This window comes from Corynebacterium ulcerans (assembly GCF_000767685.1).
GTDB lineage: Bacteria > Actinomycetota > Actinomycetes > Mycobacteriales > Mycobacteriaceae > Corynebacterium > Corynebacterium ulcerans.
This window is the reverse complement of sequence record NZ_CP009622.1, coordinates 17,672-35,218: the sequence shown is the minus strand read 5'-3', so window position 1 is coordinate 35,218 and position 17,547 is coordinate 17,672. Positions and strand designations below refer to the sequence as shown.

Here is a 17,547-nt window from a genome sequence, read left to right as displayed (position 1 = left end):
CACCAGTTAACGCTGAATCCAGGCAACAACTTCGTCGATAAAACCATTCTTGTCAGCATACTTAGCACCAGCAAAGAATTCAGATACCTCAGGGTAGGTTCCGGAAACTACCTGGGTTTCCCCAAAGTTATCTGCGTCGAAAGCCCTGGCAGAGTCATACTGGCGTTTCAGCTCTTCCAAGGTCGGCTTGAGGTAGCCGCCTTTACGAGTATCCGCTTGTACCGGTGACTCAAAATCATAAGCACAGCGATAGGATTGTTCTTCCGCCAAGATCAGAGCAGGTTGGACAAAAGGCGCCGTTGAGTGTTGTTTTCCGCGCGGAAGTCCATAAATGATCGCGTTTACTAGCGCAGCAAGGTTTTCTTTTGCGTCTTCGCGATCCAAACCAGTCCAGCTTTCGCGCAATTGTTCTTTATCAATTGTCACTGTCCGATAGAAAACGCCGGTGGTGTACTGTGACACGCCAAGATAGGTTGCTCCCGTATCGCGGTTTCGTTCACGAATATCATCGACCGTAGAGAAATAATCCGTAGCAATCGTCACGCCGTGGGTAGTTACCGCAGGTGACACGCTCAGAGCAGCCTCGGTTCCCTTCTGCGGAGCAGCCGCGAACATGCGGCCAAAGGCAGCGATAGCCAGCGAACCTGTCCGGCCGTCCTCGATAAAGTCTTTCTTCTCTGCTTGCTCAACCACGCTCACAGCGGCGGCTTCTAGTTCCTCGGCACTTAACCAAATCGAACGATCCGATTCACCTTCAGATTCATTAGCCTCGGCAACCTTTGTCAAAGTACCAATGATCTTCTTTACTGCTTTTTCTAGCGCTTTAGTGTCTGCCTCCGGAGCAAGTACTTTCGCCCTTTCAAGCACGTCGTCCGCGATACGACCTGAACGCACCGAGGTGTCCAAAGACGCATCCTCGTACTTAGTGCGAATTCCCTTTTTAATGGACTGGGAGCTTAATAGTGCACATGTCACTCCGCCTCGACGAACATTCTTCGGTGTACCAGAATCGTCACGGTTGAGGTTGGAGTAAGGAACAGAAGCAACAACGTGAATAGTGAGATGACGAGACATTACTTTTCTCCTTCGGAAGAGATTTGTGGATCAGTGTTTTCTTCTTGCTTGGTGCTGTAAAAATCGCGCAGAACGCTAAGTCGATGCTTTGTCGACGCGTCTGTAAACCCATTTCCCCAATACCAGAAAAGCTCGACAAATTGGTAGGGATTCAACTTGATAGCCATGTTTTTTCTGTCGGCAAATGCCATGATGCGACGCAAAGAAGAAATTGCTTCTTCCAGATCCTGCGTATGCAGGTATTTGATTCGAGACGCCACCATAGAGTCGGGTTCTGACTGCCCTTGTTTACCGTCAAAGGCAACACGGTTCACCCATTGACCTACCGATGAAGCTGTAGCTTTTTCACCGCTGGAAACAATATCCGGATACTCAGCCAACGCTGCCATGCAACGCAGCAAAGCGGTCCTTTGCGCTTCTGAGGCTTTTTCCCCTAGAAACGGCAGAACATACGAGTAAGCACGGAACTCCGTATAGATTCCAGATCCGGCACGAAGTGCCGATCGTTTGGCCCGAAACTCCTTATCCTTCTTTCTCTGTGCAAACTCGGCTACCAAAGGCGTCCATGGTTGCTTAGGTCTATTAGTTGTCACTTCTGATCACCTTCATTTGCCTCTGCAATCTTGCTTGCCAAATAAGAATGGATGCGTCGACGCACTTCATAGGCCTGGCTGGGATTCTGTAGCAGATAGGGTTCAAGGACCATATCGAATGCTTTTTGAGCAGTCCTAACGGCGTCTTTTTCCAATTCCTTGAGAGTCTTTTTCGCTTGAGCGCGAACTTCTTTCCTTGTCTCATCTCCAGACACTTGTTCTGTGAAATAAAGGATAAATTCCTCATATATCGGTGCGATTTCCCGCCAAAAAGTCTCGTTCATCTTTGGCCTCTCGCTGGCCAAATTATCTAATACTCTTCGCCCTCTATCGCGGTCGCTCTTGTTCTCTCGCCTAAACGGACTCAACACGATATTTCTCAGTGAGAGAATAAAGTCTGCCTTGCCCCGCACTTGTTTCTGCAGAGCTCCGGTGGGGTCAAAGACCCACTGCTGCTTTCGAGCTTGAGAAACCACCGACTCACGGATCATCGCAGAGGAAGCATTGCCACCTATCTGGTGCCTGATAAACAATAACGAGTCTTCTTTAAAATCGACTCTTAATGCGCGACCGCGCACTCTCTCAGCTAATGCTGTGGACAAGTCTTCTGCAACCCACTCCACAGCTAGTTCTGTGAGGTCACGGCTTAAATCAAGGCGTTTTGCTTTTAAAGCTCCGCCCTTATCAGGTTGATAGAAGTAGAAAGGATCCTCGGTATTTCTTTGATCCCACCATTCTTTCCTAGCCTCGGGTTTGCTTCCCATCTCAAGGGCATACCATTCTGGAGGAATTCCGCCTATGCCCACACCGATTAGAGTTTCTCCGTCCCAACAACATGCTGCAGTATTAGAACTCCACGTTGCACGCCATAAAGGATGCATTTCCCCATTGGGTTTTCGAGATTCAGCGCCTGTTCGATCTAGCCAAGCAGGCAATCCGCTTGGTTCGCACCATTCCAGTGGAGTGGATTTAAGTAAAGATAGCAGTGGCGTTTTAGATTCAATGATGAATTCCGTGGCCGTGTTTCCACCGCCAAGGAACCTGATACCTGGTGATCCGTTGAGACACTTTGCGCCATCGTATTTCGAGTTTCCGGTAAACGAATACATAGAGAAAACCATCAACGCAACAATCGCGTCTACAGCTTCCAGGGATTCGGGCTTTAATTTCTCTAAGTTCCAATAAATCTGGGATTTTTCACTGGGGGCAGTTGGCGATAATTTCCAAGCAGGATCTTTCCCCGGTCCCACATACCGAGCGGTATCCTTCGGGTTTTCCCCCTCCAAAAGAGGGCGTTGGAAAAAAAGATTTTTCCCCTCAGTCAAACTTATTTTTGATCCTAAATCATCAAGTATTTGAGATATAAATTCTGGATCAATCCTCAGTTCAGAGCCACTTTCCCCCCTCTCTAGAAGTGAAGGATCGCGTTGCACTATCACCGCAGTGAGTGAGGCAAGTAATCGCCAAATCGCCCCATATTCATATCCAGGAATGGAAAGATCTAAATGGAGAGATTCTTCATGACTGGAATGAAAAAACTCTTCCACAGTCATGGGCCCCTTATTAGTTTTTACGAATGGAAAGTCTTTAAAAACATTGCTTTTCATGGTCCCCTTCCTTCAACTTTAATTTCTTAAAACTTATTACCTAAAATTTAACAGTCTGATAAAGTTGAAACAAGGGAGAAGAAGCACCCTACCCCCGCAGAACGCGAGGAAAAGCCAAACCCGAAAATATAACAGGAACTACCCCCGCAGAACGCGAGGAATCATTGGCCAAGGTGCTTCTTCCCCATCGATGCTATACAGAAAGAGGTCTACCATGCCAAACACTATTTATTGGACGAGTTTCCCAGCACATATCGCACTCAATAAGTCACTCGTTTTGGGCGATTCCGCTACAAAAGATTCAGAAAACAAGCCCCGCTGGGACGTAGACGATCCAGTCTTCCGACACAGAGCCGTCATGGCCCTTTTCCCGGAACATCAATCAGACAACGCTCGAGCTGATGCCAATATCCTCTTCCGACTGGAGGCACTGCCCGGACAACCACCATATTTTTTCGTGCAGTCGTCAATTGAGCCCTCTAATCACAATCTTGATAACCATATTAAAATTCGTCAGGTTGATCTGGTGTCTCCAGAAGCCGGAACCCCCATAGAGTTCAGGCTCTCCATTAACGCAGTACGGCGCAAAACCATCGATGCCACAGAAAACACAAAGAGAAAAACAGAGACCACGTGTTTGTCATTAAAGGCACTCGACTCAGACCCAACTGAAACAGCGGCCGGACAATGGGTGAAAGAAAAACTCTCTCCTGCTTTAGAAAATATCGACATCGTTCGCCATGGCAGGCAGGTCTTAGGGGCAAACAGGCACGGAGAAAAGACTAGTAATAGAACAGTTCAGGTGGACACGATTGATGGATTCGCCCATGTAAAAGATCCGGCGGAACTGCAAAAGATACTTATGCACGGCATAGGTCGTGCAAAGTCTTATGGCTGTGGGATGCTCACTTTCCGTCCGATATAGAAAAGCGATAAGAGCAAACAATGACAAACGCAGGCACCAACCACCATGTCTTGTGGGCTAAGTTTGATAATGTGTCGGAGCCTTATCCGCTTCTCGCGCACCTTTTGGATACCGCTACCGCAGCCACGTGCCTTTTTAATCATTGGCTGCGGAAGGGACTACGGGACCGACTTTCTACAGAGCTCGGTCCAGACGTGGAAAAAATCCTTGGTTTTGTGGCTGGAATCCATGATCTAGGAAAAGCTAATCCCTACTTTCAGGCCCAAAGAAGAAATAAAAAAGAGGAATGGATAACGCTGCGCGACGCTATTCAAAAAGCAGGTTTCCCTCTCAGCAACGGTACCTCTGCTCTTTTTGAAGAAACTAAAGAAAAACGTCGGCATGAGAACATAACGCTTTCCATTCTGGGCTGGGAAATCACTAAGTTCTTACAGGTCAAAGATGTATGGCCCCAGCTTGCCATTATCGGACACCACGGCAATTTTTCCGCTCCGGGGTTCCTCAGCGATGAGGATGATTTAGAAGATATAGAGGATATCTTCGACGACAACGGCTGGAGCCCAACGCATGAGCTCTTGGTGTCTTCCTTGCTCCAAGCTGTCGGACTGGAAAAACAGCCCGAGATTAAGCACATTAGCCCAGCTTCTGCGATTCTGATCAGCGGCTTAGTAGTTTTGGCGGACCGAATCGCATCGCAATCAGAGATGGCAGATAATGGTTTGCAAGCGCTGCAAAAGGAAGAGCTATTTTTCCACCAACCGGAAAAGTGGATCGCTAACAGAAAGGCATTCTGTTGCGAGATCATAGAAAACACGGTGGGAACATATCACCCTTGGGAATCAGAAGCAGCTGGAATACGCGCAGTTCTTGGCGATTATGAACCACGCTTTACACAGAAAGCAGCGCTCAACGCCGGTGATGGTCTCTTCAACGTCATGGAGACTACGGGAGCAGGAAAAACGGAAGCCGCTTTATTGCGCCATGTTAAGCGTAAAGAAAGGCTGTTATTCTTTCTCCCCACGCAAGCCACAACCAACGCGATCATGGAGCGTATTGGGAAAATTTTCGACGGCACGCCTAACGTCGCTTCGCTTGCTCACGGACTTGCCGTCACCGAAGATTTTTATGCCCATCCCATCGTCCCAGTACAAGGTTCTTCAGACGACGCTAATTACAAAGATAACGGCGGACTCTACCCCACAGAGTTTGTTCGCTCCGCTGGCACACCTCGACTCCTAGCCCCTGTCTGCGTTGGAACCATCGATCAAGCATTGATGGGTGCCCTTCCGTCAAAGTTTAACCACCTCCGTTTGTTAGCCCTCGCCAACGCACATGTGGTGGTCGATGAAGTTCATACGATGGATCAGTACCAGTCAGAACTTATGTCTGGTCTTTTAGAATGGTGGTCTGCTACCGACACTCCGGTCACTCTCCTCACCGCAACAATGCCTGCATGGCAAAGAGAAAAATTCCATCTCTCTTACACTGGAAAAGACCCACACTTTAAAGGAGTCTTTCCTTCTCTAGAAGACTGGTCTACACCTAGTAAGAACACAGAAACCACCCAGGAGAACATCCCCACTGAGGCTTTCACCATCCCAATCCGCATAGACAAAATTGCACACAATGAGATTGTGGATTCTCACGTGCAGTGGGTTATCGAGCAAAGGAAACTTTTTCCACAAGCACGGATTGGCATTATCTGCAATACGGTTGGTCGCGCACAATCCATTGCAGAAGCTCTAGCCCATGAGTCACCGATTGTCTTGCATTCTCGTATGACCGCGGGGCATCGCAAAGAAGCAGCAACAAAGTTAGAACAAGCAATCGGCAAAAAAGGAACAGCAACCGCCACCCTTGTTATTGGTACACAGGCAATCGAGGCATCCCTTGATATTGACCTCGATCTGCTCCGAACCGAGCTATGCCCGGCTCCCTCTCTTATTCAACGCGCAGGAAGATTGTGGCGACGTCTCGATCCACAAAGGGAGGTACGTGTCCCAGGGATGGTGGGGAAAAAGCTCACCATTGCAGTAGTGGATTCGCCTAGTACAGGCCAGACGCTCCCCTATCTACGCTCGCAGTTGTACAGGGTGGAATCATGGCTCAAACAAAGAGACCGGATTGAGTTCCCTGCTGATATTCAGGATTTTATTGATGCGACCACGCCTGGGTTGCAAGAACTCTTCCAAAAAGTGTCATTACCGGAAGATTGTGGCTCTGCTGAAGAACGCGAGGCTCTCGCCGATGATTATCTCAACGAGGTTGCCTCTTGGGTCACCAAACAGCGCCAAGCAGGTACGTCACGTATTGATTTTGCAAAGCATGGGAAACCACGACAGGTTTTAGCCTCTGATTGCGTAGTAGAGGATTTTCTTCAGATCACTTCTGCAAAGGATCTAGAAGAAAGAGCTACTCGACTCATCGACTATCCGACTATCTCGGCGATTCTTTGCGATCCTACGGGGACGATTCCTGGCGCGTGGACGGATAGCGTGGAAAAGCTTATAGCAATTTCCGCTAAAGACAGCGAGTCTCTCCGTAGAGCACTCCGTGCGTCTATCTCGATACCGCACTCAAAGAAATTTCTCCCGATCACCAGCAGGGAGATCCCGCTATCAGAGGCAAAAACCCTGCTCTCCGGCTATTCAGCCGTACATATCCAGCCTGACGAATATGACCTCCAGAGCGGTTTGAAAGGCCCACAAAAGTGAGTTATTCCAATGAAGCCCTCGCATTTTCTACTATCCCAGCTTCTGAACAAATCAGGCTCGAAGACAGAGTATCTTTTCTGTATCTCGAATATTGCCTAATCAGACAAGACAGAACGGGGGTTATCGCTGTAAGCCGTGGCGACGAAAAAGCCCCTGCCGAGCTGAAAGATCTCCCGATCAAAGCTCGGATCCAACTCCCTGTAGGAGGACTTGCGGTGCTCATGCTGGGGCCAGGAACTAGCATAAGTCAGCCTGCCGCTACCTCTTGTGCGCGAGCAGGTGTCTCCGTCTTATTTACCGGTGGCGGTGGTGTTCAAGCATATAGTTTGTCCACCCCACTTACGTCCTCTGCACGATGGGCCATCGCGCAAGCACGTCTTGCATCAAACGAAGCCAAACAACGGACAGCTGCTCGAATCCTATACAAACGACAACTGGGCATAGAAGAAATAGAAGCAGACTCCATCGCAGTTATGCGTGGCATTGAAGGCCGGACCATCAGAAACCTATACAAAAGGCTCAGTGCTCAACATAAGATCAAAAATTTTAAGCGCGATACTAACGCCACTGATCCCGTGAACACCAACCTTAAACTGGGAAATTCCATCCTTTACGGATGCGCCGCCTCGGCATGCGCAGCGCTAGGAATTAACCCAGCTCTAGGGATCATTCATCGTGGAGATATCCGTTCCCTCCTCTTTGACCTCGCCGACCTCTATAAACCAACTCTCACAATCCCCGCTGCTTTCAAATGCGCTAACAACGATGACGATGGTTCCGAGTTTAGAAGACTCGTGCGAAGCGAAATCGTGAATCAGGACCTCCTCAAAAACATGATCCACATTATGATGGAGATCCTCACTCCGCATCTCCCCGAGCGTACCGACGACCGCCTCATCGGCGGAAGAAACCACGAAGTCCCAGGGCACACACAATATGGTGGTAAATAAATGTTTGCGGTCATCCAAGGACATAACCTTCCGAACCACCTCAACGGCTACCTCAGTCGCTTCTTTTCAGAAGTAGACGCAGGTCTTTATGTAGGAGTTCTATCCAGAGCCGTTATGGAAAACCTTTGGGAAAAATGCCAATCCATAGACCTAGCAGGATCCCTTACTCTGATTCACCCGCAATATGATGCTGAGCAAGGGTTCAGAATCCGCACAACAGGAAAACAACGGCGCCCCGTCGTTGATATTGATGGCCTTTTCCTCTCTGCTCGTGGTCTAATAGAAGACGTGCGTTTTGCTGACCCCCTGGATGAAGCCGATGCAATTATTCCAGACGAAGTTTTGGAGGATTTTTGCCCGGAGAGTGAGTAAACGCGCAGGTTATTTAGTCTTTTCTCCGCGTATGCGGAGGTAGTTCCAGCCGATGGGAGAGTCCTTCGGCTGTCCAACCCTTTTCTCCGCGTATGCGGAGGTAGTTCCTTTTAGCCCTGCCATTAATCTATACCTCCGCGCTTTTCTCCGCGTATGCGGAGGTAGTTCCGCGCGTTAAGGGGGTATCCCCACCGACCCACGCTTTTCTCCGCGTATGCGGAGGTAGTTCCCCTCAGCCACTTACTTCCCACCAACTAACCACCTTTTCTCCGCGTATGCGGAGGTAGTTCCGAGTATGGCGCGGTCCCGGGTGCCGATTTTGACTTTTCTCCGCGTATGCGGAGGTAGTTCCCGACTACATCGCCAAATTCGGTTTCAGCTTCCCTTTTTCTCCGCGTATGCGGAGGTAGTCCCCTATATGTAAACGGGAAGGGGACGCACGTTAATTCCATCGCTATGGCTTATAATGTGGGAGGGCAGTTGACGAATGCCTGTGTCGATAAATTTGAGGTCACATATCGGGAGAATGGCCAAAGCAAGGCCATGACCTCGGGACATAATTGCGCGCTGTACCGTACCACCCATACTTTTCAGGTAAATAGGAATTTTGACCCTAATTCACGGGTCTGTGGACGAGCGCACGTGCAAGGTGCGGGTCCAGGAAACTGGGCTTGCATTACGATTAAGCCTAGGAGGGTAGATGGTAGAATTTCTGACTATAATTGGCAGCTTTAGTATCGCTTTTCTGATCCCTACCTTACTTGTGATCATAATCGTGCTTTTTGTTCTGTCACTCAAGAAAAAGAAGTAAACCTTCTCCGTTTTGAATGTTGGTCAGCGCTATTTCGGTAGATGCCATCCAACATTCTTTTAGTTTTGAGCGTTTATCGACTGCTTGTTTCCCAGCCTATGCGTAGATGAATATCTTGAAAAGGACGGCACACGCGCCTAACTAAGGATTAGAAATGACACAAAAGGCTTAATTCCTATGTATTTAGGAGACCGGAGCGGCCTCTGCTCGCTCTGATAGTGATTCTTTTCTCCGCGTACGCGGAGGTAGTTCCGTGCTGGGGCTACCATGCAAAAGATCCTTGATTTGGGAAAGTCTCAGTCCTTCCTCACATCTTCTTTTTCCTTAAGCACCAAAGGAGTTCCTGCTATATTGGCGGCTTCCAAGAACTCTGAACAAAACGGATTTGAACAACCAGAAACGAGCACTGATGGACATGATGAATCCCACTGAACGCATTAGCGAAGACCAATTACGACAGATTCGCAATGATCTAGCAAGCGCAGAAATCGAAGGGCAACCAAGAACTCCAGAAGATGAAAAAATCCTTGCCGCTTATTATCTTGGTGAAATTAGCGAACAAGAATCTTTTGAATCGCTTTTGAAAGCTGCAGGAGTCCACCCACCTTACCCATCAATAAATCATGACCTCGATTAATCGTGATTTGGAAAACGTCGCTGGGATGAGCTGCCTTATCCTGGGGATGCAAGTCTCGAAAATTTGTATGGTATCCGTGATGAAGTCTTAGCAGAAAAAGTTGTTCGCGCTGCAGCGCTTACTGCACGCAAAAATATTCCTTCAACAGGTTTTAGCAAAGCAACATTTTCTGAAGAGCCTTTTCTCTGCGTATCCGGAGGTAGTTCTGGTGTGAAAGAACTGATGCAGAAATGGGCATGGTCGACACCCCAGAAGGCATGTCACCCATGGAAGCCGCAGGACTAATACACGCAGAATCCGGCGACATCGCCGATGTTGTGACAAAAATGGCGCTTGCTGACGGCAAAAACGTCATCTTCGACATCACCATGACAACCAGCGGAAGTGTCACTGGACGCATAAAAAAGGCAAAAGCACACGGCTATGACGAGTTCACTGGCGTATACGTCGACGTCCCACTAGAGGTATCGCTTAAATCCGCGCAAGAACGCTACATACGCGGAGCACAAGAGTATACTGAGGTGTCGGCTACGGTGGGCGCTACGTCCCGGAAGCCGCAATCATGCGAGCACAAGTACCAGGATCGGACAAAACACGAAACCGCCAGGTATTCGAAGAACTAACCGCATCCAAGGTGTTCACAGCAACAGAAATCTGGGACAACAACCGCCAAGACGAAAACGGCAACCGCCAACCAGCCGCCCTTATCGAAAGGACAACCACTAATGAGAAAGAACATCATCCAGCAGTTCGCAGCAGGGGAAGCGACGATGGACGACGTGAAACGAGCACTCGACAACGAACCGAAGGGACCGACAATAAACTACGCCGCGATCCCAGTGACCGAGGACGTTCCCTTTCCGGACGATCTACTGATCAAGATTCAGGCAGCGGAAATGTTCGGGAAAATCACGGAAAAGGACGCCGAAGAAATGTACGACCACATACTGGCAATGAACACCTAAACCAAACACCACTAGCGGCACAAACCTCACCAGTTGTCCCTATAACAGGACACTACAAAGGCAAAAACTTCCTCAACGTCACCACAGGGGCACAAGCAGCACTACACGACGCAGTAAAAAACAATGACGCCATACCAGCTAGTTTCTTCATCTATACGGAGGTAGCAGTACCGGTTGGATGGGTGTAAAGATTTTACATGTCTTATCCCCATGCGTACGGTCTGGGGCGTGGCGGAGTTTTTTAGGCTTATTTTTTCTTTCCTAACAGCTGAGAACGTGATCTTTTCTTTCCTATCGAAAGAAAACGTAGTTTTTTCTTCCAGCTACCGTCAAAGAAAAAGGCTGGAGCACCTTAAATTCCTAGACGAAGCTCTCGAAAGAGAGTGGGGAAAAGACGATGAGGAAAGCATCAAGAAGCAGATAAAGGAGATAGAAGGAAAGTTCTCCGGCAAACACTGGGCACGGCAGCCCTCCTGGATGGAAGTCGCGATTGCAGGGGCGATGATAACATCGCTGACGTTAATCGTATCGGGGGCTATTTTCTTTGTCTCTCACATACTCTCTGAATACATACTGCGTGAGAATGGTTGGGAACAAGGCGGGGTTCTCGCCTTAGAGCTAAGGGTTCTGATAATCGGGATTCTCCTGTTCCTTATTATTGTTTTGAGCGCGCCTATCCTTTTGGATTGGCCTGGTAGTAAAGCCCCGGATACGCGCAAGAAGAAGAAAAAATGGGGAAAGCATTAATCAGGACATAGAAACCGACCCCGAGTGAGGTTACCCCTCAAAGAGAGATCGGTAAATAATCACCAAGAGATCATTCAATACGGCAGAAAGGGGAATGATTTCCGATAGTATTTATAAACGAATCAAACGAGCAACGGGTGGAAAAGTTTTCTACGGGGTAGGCGTCTCGCCGGAGAATCAGGACAATATAGCCCTTGATGCAGGCTATGTTGAAGCACTACTGGAATACGGATACTTGGACATCTCACTTAAACAGGAGTTCCTGGAGTTGTGGTTGACCGATGATGAGTATGAAGACTTGGAAGCACTCGATTACGTTCAGGATCTGACCTATAAGATGCTGCTGAAATATGCCGATATGGCACCTCACGTGGATGTGTCGCACTTTCTAAAAGAAAAAAGCTAAGAAAACACCACGCGGTCCACTGCCAACTCATCGGCAATGAGTTTTCAACAGCCAAAAAATAAAGAAAACATTGCGTACAATAAAATAAAAAAACCACGCTATACCTAAATTTTTAGGTCTCAAGAAAACAAATAGATAGGAATAAAATGACCAACACTTTTACAGCGCTCACGGAACGAGGTGAGGGCTGGTGGGTAATCCAGCTTAAAGAAGATCCAGGCTTACTCACTCAAACCCGTCGCCTGGATCAAATTCCAGATATGGTCCGCGATGCATTGGAGCTTTTCCCTGAGCTTACTGATGATCCGGAAAATGCCATCGTGAACATTGAGTTCCGTGAAGGCGAATCTATAGCGGATATAGCCAACCAAGCGGTGCAGGCTAATCAAAAGGCAAAACAAGCCCAAGAAGAAGCCTCCCAGCTCATGCGACAAGCCGCCGCAGAACTATCCAAAAAGGGCTTGTCTTATAGGGACATCGGCACATTGCTGGGGATTAGCTTCCAAAGGGCACAAAAACTCGCTACAACGTAACCGGCGAGTGTGCGTCGAAAAGCTAGCCCCCCCCTTGAGAGAAGTACAAGGGGCTAGATTTCCTTTATTTTCGGTGGATTATTCCGAGTTTCGTTTTCTGCGAATAATCATGAGCAATCCCACGCCACCGATCATCAAGAACAGTGCAGGAATAACAAGACCTGCGACAGAAGCGCCGGTACGAGCTAGAAGGCGCTTCGCGGGCGGTTTAGGTGCAGCGTCCGCAGGCTTATTGGAAGCTATCGACGGTGTGGCGGGCGGCGGCACAGGCGCAGGAGCATGCGGCGTCACCGTTGTGGTCACCGGCGGCGCAGGCGGAAGCGGTATGGGGATGGGAATAGGTATCGGCAATAAAGGATTACGCGGTGCCCGCGTGGGTTCTGTAGTTCTTGGCGATGACGGCGGCGTCGACGTAGTTGTCGTTGCAGAAGGCTCGGTCGTCTTCGTTGCAGTGGTGGTTGTCGTTGTGGTCTTCGTGGTCGTTTCCGTTGACGTTGTTGTCGACGGCGAAGAGGACGAGGTAGTCGTGGGAGGTGCAGGAGGGATCTCCGGTTCTTCCTGATAATAGATATTTGTTGCGACTACTTGAACTGCCTGTTCTTCAGGCTGCCTGATGGATATAGTTACGGACTCATCTTCTTTATCCTCACCGTCTACAGACCACTTCAAAGAATGCTTCTTCTCAGACGCTGCATCAGCGTCTTCCTCTTTAATCACGCACGATGCGCCTTTATCCAGTTGTTTCTCATGATGCACGTCCCCGTTTGCGAGCTTAATAGTGCCGCTCTTTGTTTCTTTGCCTTGCGACGTGCACGACCACTCAAAGGAAAAGTGCTTCGAGGTATGCTCCCCGGAAACAATTTTTTCAATTGTAAACCCGCCTTTACTTCCCCTCCCCTGGCCACCGGCACTAGGGAACGTAACGCTACCGCTAATGTTTTTACCGTTTACTTCTGCAGTGTTATAGACGGTAGAACCTAAAGCAGGCTTCTCGGTTGAGATAGTGAGCAAAGAGATGAGCGGGCTGGACTCAGGGGAAATTCCGTAGGGAAGTTCAACCTCAACCCGATCAGAGCTACAACGGAGTCTATAGCTATACCCTTGTACAAAATTTTCAAGGTTTTTAATACCGCTCAGTCCTTCTCGTATACCACCGGTGTCCTGGTTTTGCGCATTGAAAATCTGATGCCTTCTTTCCCCCGAAGAATCCCCTTTAATAAAGCTTGATACATACACCGGAGCATATCCGTCGTTGTATTTTCCGTCGCATGCAAAGTGCCATCCAGCGGGAGCATTATCGGTGACTAAGACTCGCTGCCCGTTTCCCGTTTTTCCGCTTAGTCCTACTGTCCACTGGACTTTATGCACCTTATTCTCGGAATCATATCCCCGATATTCACCAATCTTGACGGTCTCGTGGGAATCACCTTCCGATCCTTCCTCGTATTTTCCGTTAAGAGATCCGTGACCGCACCCATTGAAACTCAGCGACCCATCAAATTTCTTAGGGTCTCCATTAATCCCGTCGCGGTTCCATTTCACCGAGACAAAGGCTGTTCCCTGCACGTTAAAGTGAGTATTGGCAAACTGTTCAAGCGTAATCACAAAAGATTTACGCCCGCTGTCCCAACTTCCCCGCGCTACAAGTTCGTTCTTGCTGTCCTGCAACAAAATTGATCCGGTGTCCACGCCTTGTAGTTGTGGAGGAAGCGTAAAAGTAATCTTGTCTCCCTGCTTAGCGTCAGCTTTTGCCTTCCACTCAAACTGCACTTCAGCGTGGGAACCCGGCCCATGATAGGTGTTATCCCTCAGGCTAGGGTTTGAATGCTCGTCTTTCCATGCAAGGTCGGACCAATTCCCGCCACTGCACACGGCTTCAGCACGCGCTAGAGGCTGTCCGGTGGCAAGCACCATCAGCGATGAGACGAGTGCGATCGCACATGCTACAACGCATAGAAGTTTCCCTGCTCGCTGAGAGCGCGCAGGGAAAGACATATTTTCCATAGTTCTTCACTTCCTGGATAAAATTTATATAAATCTCAGGATCGGCAAACCCGGATTGATGCCCAATTTCTTAACAGGGGTTACACCTGCATAAATGCCAACACATCAAGCGATAACCGCTCCACTTTCCTTAAGATACGCAAAATTAAACATTTAAAAAACCTTTAAATAGAAGGCTTTCAAGGTGCAGTAAGTGTCCCTCCAAAAGCTTTTAGGCACAAAATATAAGGTTATGGCACTAATAAGGTTTTTTCGCAACATGTTTCCACCGCAAAAAGCTCCCCAATAAGTGACCAATCCCATCTATAGGTGTGACGTCACGCTACCGTTCCGGACCCCAAACTCCCTACGCTCCCACCAACACGACCCGCCCAGTCTTTAGCTATAAGCCCATGGCGGCCTTTTTACCCTTTAGTCACAAGAACCGTTACCCGCCAATCAAACAGACACAATCGGTGATTGTATTTTTATCCTCCCGTAGCGGGATCGAATATCCACATCAAGCGCTAGCCACAAAGAAGTGTCAGCCCCCTTTCCACTCCCATGTGTACAACTGTGCACAAAGTTATCCACAGGCTGTGTATAAAAATGTGTAAAACCCGCCTAGAGGATTATCCCCAGAGTTTCTTCACACCCTGTGGATAAAGTTGTGCACTTCTTCCCCACCTGGGGCTTTGTTCGAAAGCTTCCGCAAAAGCCCAGGTTGTTCCCCGCAAAAACTCAGAAATTAGAGAAACTGCTATTGAACAACACTCGTGTAATTATCCACAATGTGGATAACTCTTGTGGATAATTCACATCCTTGTGAGAACAACGAATTATTCCAAAAATCTGTGAAATTTCAGTGGATAACTCGATCGGCACAGGGTTAAATCCCATGATTGTGATTTACATAAGCTCGTGCGTCTCAATGTCCACGCGTAAGCAGACAGATGCAAATGCAATCAAACATATTCAGGCACTCACAGCCCCTCAGAAGAGAAAACTCAAGGCATAAAAATAGTGCTGCGGAACCGCATCAACGATTCCACAACACTGCCCCTGAGTTGTGAACTACAACAATCTAGTGCCGGCTACCCAGATTCCTATGACCTCGCACATAGCAATCGCGGCCACTATAAGCCATGTGATTAGTTGTCCCCGTGGAGAATGTCGACGAGTTCTCGGCGTTGCATAAGCTAAAAATCCTCCGGCAACAGGGTGGCTGCGGTGTGCAGCCATGAGAGGAAGTGCGACTATAGCTCCAGCGATAAGGCCTCCGATGTGTCCCCAGAGGGAAACGTTGTCGGTGATCAATGAGTATCCCACGTTCACGGCAACGAGAATGAGAGGTGCACGAATATCGGTTTTGCGCGTTATTGCTATAGCAACCATGATCGCCATCAACCCGTAGATAGCACCGGAAGCTCCCGCAGTCGGCGAAAGAGGATCCAGAATCATGATTGTTAGCGATGCGCCTAACCCGCTAATAAAATACGCGGCGCTAAAGAAAGCAGACCCCGTAAATTGCTCAACCTCACGGCCTAAAAAGAAAAGTAAAAAGAGGTTGATAGCAAGGTGGGCAGGGCCAATATGCAGGAACATTGAACCGATTGCGCGCAACATTCCTAGTGGATCATGCATCTGTGGAGTGTAGAGAATCCAGTGATCGCCGAGCCAAGAGTCGTAGAGGTTATCGGTTATCGACCGCGATTGGACAGCGGTGATGAGGAAAATGATGAGCGTCGATAAGCTAAGTATCACTGTGGCGGGAGCCTGGTTATACGCTGCACGGAATGTTCGTTGGGCGGACATTCCCCCATTTTCGTTGAAAGTAGAAGAAAACCCCAAGTATCCGAAGCACGGTGGCCGCGGTACTTGGGGCTATGTGGAGCGTTTTACTCCGTGATCTCTACAGACTCGATCACAACTGGCTCGACAGGGCGATCCATGCGGTCGGTGGCAGTCTGAGCAATGTCCATAACAACCTTCTGCGATGCAGGGTCAGTGACCTCACCGAAAATGGTGTGGTGGTTGTTGAGGTGCGGGGTGGGCACCACAGTGATAAAGAACTGGGAACCGTTGGTGCCTGGACCTGCATTGGCCATAGCGAGCAGGAACGGGCGGTCGAACTGAAGCTCCGGGTGGAACTCATCTGCAAACATGTAGCCTGGGCCGCCACGACCGGTGCCCGTGGGGTCACCACCTTGGATCATGAAGCCATCGATGACGCGGTGGAAAACGGCACCATCATAGAACGGTCCTTCAACGTTTCCGGAGGCGTTCTCAGTCTTGTAGTCTGCAGAGCCATCTGCCAAGGTGACAAAGTTTTCGACGGTCTTTGGAGCATGGTTGCCAAAGAGCTCGATTGCAACATCACCACGGTTGGTGTGCAAAATCGCGGTAGCGGTTTTCAAAGTCATACGCACCATCATAAGCGCGAATGCGTCAACCTCGCTACGCTGGAAGTAACAACGAACTCATTTTGTCAGTTTCTGATGGGAGCATCCTATGAATAGCAGCACTATTCGCGGCGCCGTTTTGGTAACCAAGGCGGCATACGACAAGTACGCAAACTACCGCGATCGTAAGACTCGTGAGGCATATGATGCGCTACTCAATGCTGCCGATTCTTATGATGACGTCCGCAAAGAAGTAAAGTCCAACGTCACAGATCTCTACGATCAGTCACAAGAGCGCGTCAGCAGCCTCACCGCTCAGGCCCGCAAGCGCCTTGATTCCGCGATCGCCGACGCAGCAGCCGCCAAAGACGACACGGTGAAAACAGTCAATAAGAAAGCGTCCAAAGCATCTAAGTCTTTGAGCAAGCAGTCTAAAAAGGCTCAGAAGGCTGCGCGGAAAGCTGCGCAATCCGCTAAGAAGAGTGCAACCCCCAAGAAGCAGCCCAGCTTTGGTAAGCGCCTGTTCAATTTCTCGCTCTTCACCACGCTTCTTGCTGCCGTGGGTGCCGTCGTCTATTACTTCTTAAGCAAGCGTGACGTCGTCTCTACTGAGCCACCACGCGTAGAGGATTTCGGCGCAGACTCTGTGAATACGGAAGAATCCCGCCTTGTGTACTCCACTCACACGCCTGTTGATGGCGAGGACGAGCACGTGGCTTCTCCAGAGGAAGGAGCCACAGAACGCGACGAGGAACTCCTCGGATCCCTAGAAGATCAGCTCAAGCAGCATACGGATTCTCAGGAAGACAAGTAAAACAACACCGCCTC

Annotated in this window: 18 protein-coding genes and 1 CRISPR repeat array; of the genes, 12 read left to right on the top strand and 6 right to left on the bottom strand. The window is 49.1% G+C overall.

Annotation, left to right across the window (positions count from 1 at the left end; translation table 11 throughout):
• Positions 1-6: 6 nt before the first annotated feature.
• Genes cas7e through CULFRC11_RS00155 form a run of 3 tightly spaced genes read right to left on the bottom strand, consistent with a single transcriptional unit; the run spans position 7 to position 3,274 of the window.
• A complete protein-coding gene (gene cas7e, locus CULFRC11_RS00165) occupies positions 7-1,074 on the bottom strand; it encodes a type I-E CRISPR-associated protein Cas7/Cse4/CasC (RefSeq protein WP_023634797.1) in 1,068 nt (355 codons plus the stop codon).
• Positions 1,074-1,667, bottom strand: coding sequence for a type I-E CRISPR-associated protein Cse2/CasB (locus tag CULFRC11_RS00160; protein ID WP_023634796.1), 594 nt, complete (start codon positions 1,665-1,667; stop codon positions 1,074-1,076). Before CULFRC11_RS00160 ends, cas7e begins: the two co-directional genes overlap by 1 nt.
• Positions 1,664-3,274 (bottom strand): type I-E CRISPR-associated protein Cse1/CasA, encoded by a 1,611-nt coding sequence (locus CULFRC11_RS00155; protein ID WP_023634795.1) that lies wholly within the window; start codon positions 3,272-3,274, stop codon positions 1,664-1,666. Before CULFRC11_RS00155 ends, CULFRC11_RS00160 begins: the two co-directional genes overlap by 4 nt.
• 214 nt (positions 3,275-3,488) lie before the next feature.
• Here CULFRC11_RS00155 and cas6e point away from each other — a divergent pair, with 214 nt between their 5' ends.
• The 11 genes from cas6e (at position 3,489) to CULFRC11_RS00110 (ending at position 12,334) form a co-directional block, all read left to right on the top strand.
• The gene (gene cas6e / locus CULFRC11_RS00150) at positions 3,489-4,199 is read left to right on the top strand and encodes a type I-E CRISPR-associated protein Cas6/Cse3/CasE (protein ID WP_023634794.1); all 711 of its coding nucleotides are present in this window, start codon (positions 3,489-3,491) and stop codon (positions 4,197-4,199) included.
• 20 nt (positions 4,200-4,219) lie between these two features.
• Entirely contained in the window at positions 4,220-6,913 is a 2,694-nt protein-coding gene (locus CULFRC11_RS00145; RefSeq protein ID WP_023634793.1) for a CRISPR-associated helicase/endonuclease Cas3, read from the top strand.
• Complete coding sequence (gene cas1e, locus CULFRC11_RS00140; protein ID WP_023634792.1) at positions 6,910-7,863, top strand: type I-E CRISPR-associated endonuclease Cas1e; 954 nt, start codon at positions 6,910-6,912, stop codon at positions 7,861-7,863. The genes CULFRC11_RS00145 and cas1e overlap by 4 nt, the downstream gene beginning before the upstream one ends.
• A complete protein-coding gene (cas2e, locus tag CULFRC11_RS00135; protein WP_038620244.1) occupies positions 7,864-8,235 on the top strand; it encodes a type I-E CRISPR-associated endoribonuclease Cas2e in 372 nt (123 codons plus the stop codon).
• An 18-nt stretch (positions 8,236-8,253) separates the two neighbouring features.
• A CRISPR array of direct repeats spans positions 8,254-8,649; the repeat unit is 29 nt; unit sequence CTTTTCTCCGCGTATGCGGAGGTAGTTCC.
• An 812-nt stretch (positions 8,650-9,461) separates the two neighbouring features.
• Complete coding sequence (locus tag CULFRC11_RS00130) at positions 9,462-9,683, top strand: antitoxin VbhA family protein (protein ID WP_230587519.1); 222 nt, start codon at positions 9,462-9,464, stop codon at positions 9,681-9,683.
• Positions 9,684-9,746: 63 nt separating this feature from the next.
• Entirely contained in the window at positions 9,747-9,968 is a 222-nt protein-coding gene (locus CULFRC11_RS11255) for a hypothetical protein (RefSeq protein WP_147285028.1), read from the top strand.
• Positions 9,950-10,306: a zeta toxin family protein gene (locus CULFRC11_RS11345; protein ID WP_230478231.1), complete on the top strand. Its 357-nt coding sequence runs from the start codon at positions 9,950-9,952 to the stop codon at positions 10,304-10,306. The genes CULFRC11_RS11255 and CULFRC11_RS11345 overlap by 19 nt, the downstream gene beginning before the upstream one ends.
• A gap of 102 nt (positions 10,307-10,408) precedes the next feature.
• Positions 10,409-10,648: a hypothetical protein gene (locus CULFRC11_RS11340; RefSeq protein WP_235424594.1), complete on the top strand. Its 240-nt coding sequence runs from the start codon at positions 10,409-10,411 to the stop codon at positions 10,646-10,648.
• Between the two features lie 228 nt (positions 10,649-10,876).
• Positions 10,877-11,395: a hypothetical protein gene (locus CULFRC11_RS00120; RefSeq protein WP_235424593.1), complete on the top strand. Its 519-nt coding sequence runs from the start codon at positions 10,877-10,879 to the stop codon at positions 11,393-11,395.
• 94 nt (positions 11,396-11,489) lie between these two features.
• Positions 11,490-11,801, top strand: coding sequence for a hypothetical protein (locus tag CULFRC11_RS00115; protein WP_023634788.1), 312 nt, complete (start codon positions 11,490-11,492; stop codon positions 11,799-11,801).
• A 146-nt stretch (positions 11,802-11,947) separates the two neighbouring features.
• Complete coding sequence (locus CULFRC11_RS00110; RefSeq protein WP_023634787.1) at positions 11,948-12,334, top strand: hypothetical protein; 387 nt, start codon at positions 11,948-11,950, stop codon at positions 12,332-12,334.
• 78 nt (positions 12,335-12,412) lie between these two features.
• Here the strand turns inward: CULFRC11_RS00110 and CULFRC11_RS00105 are convergent, their stop codons facing one another.
• The 3 genes from CULFRC11_RS00105 to CULFRC11_RS00095 form a co-directional block, all read right to left on the bottom strand.
• Complete coding sequence (locus CULFRC11_RS00105; protein ID WP_230478229.1) at positions 12,413-14,329, bottom strand: DUF5979 domain-containing protein; 1,917 nt, start codon at positions 14,327-14,329, stop codon at positions 12,413-12,415.
• Positions 14,330-15,391: 1,062 nt separating this feature from the next.
• Positions 15,392-16,132 (bottom strand): rhomboid family intramembrane serine protease, encoded by a 741-nt coding sequence (locus tag CULFRC11_RS00100; protein ID WP_023634785.1) that lies wholly within the window; start codon positions 16,130-16,132, stop codon positions 15,392-15,394.
• Positions 16,133-16,215: 83 nt separating this feature from the next.
• Positions 16,216-16,752 carry a peptidylprolyl isomerase gene (locus CULFRC11_RS00095; RefSeq protein WP_023634784.1) on the bottom strand — a complete coding sequence of 179 codons (537 nt, stop codon included), beginning with the start codon at positions 16,750-16,752 and terminating at the stop codon, positions 16,216-16,218.
• Positions 16,753-16,828: 76 nt separating this feature from the next.
• On the opposite strand from CULFRC11_RS00095, the gene CULFRC11_RS00090 reads away from it, so the two are divergent.
• The gene (locus tag CULFRC11_RS00090) at positions 16,829-17,533 is read left to right on the top strand and encodes a hypothetical protein (protein ID WP_023634783.1); all 705 of its coding nucleotides are present in this window, start codon (positions 16,829-16,831) and stop codon (positions 17,531-17,533) included.
• Positions 17,534-17,547: the final 14 nt, after the last annotated feature.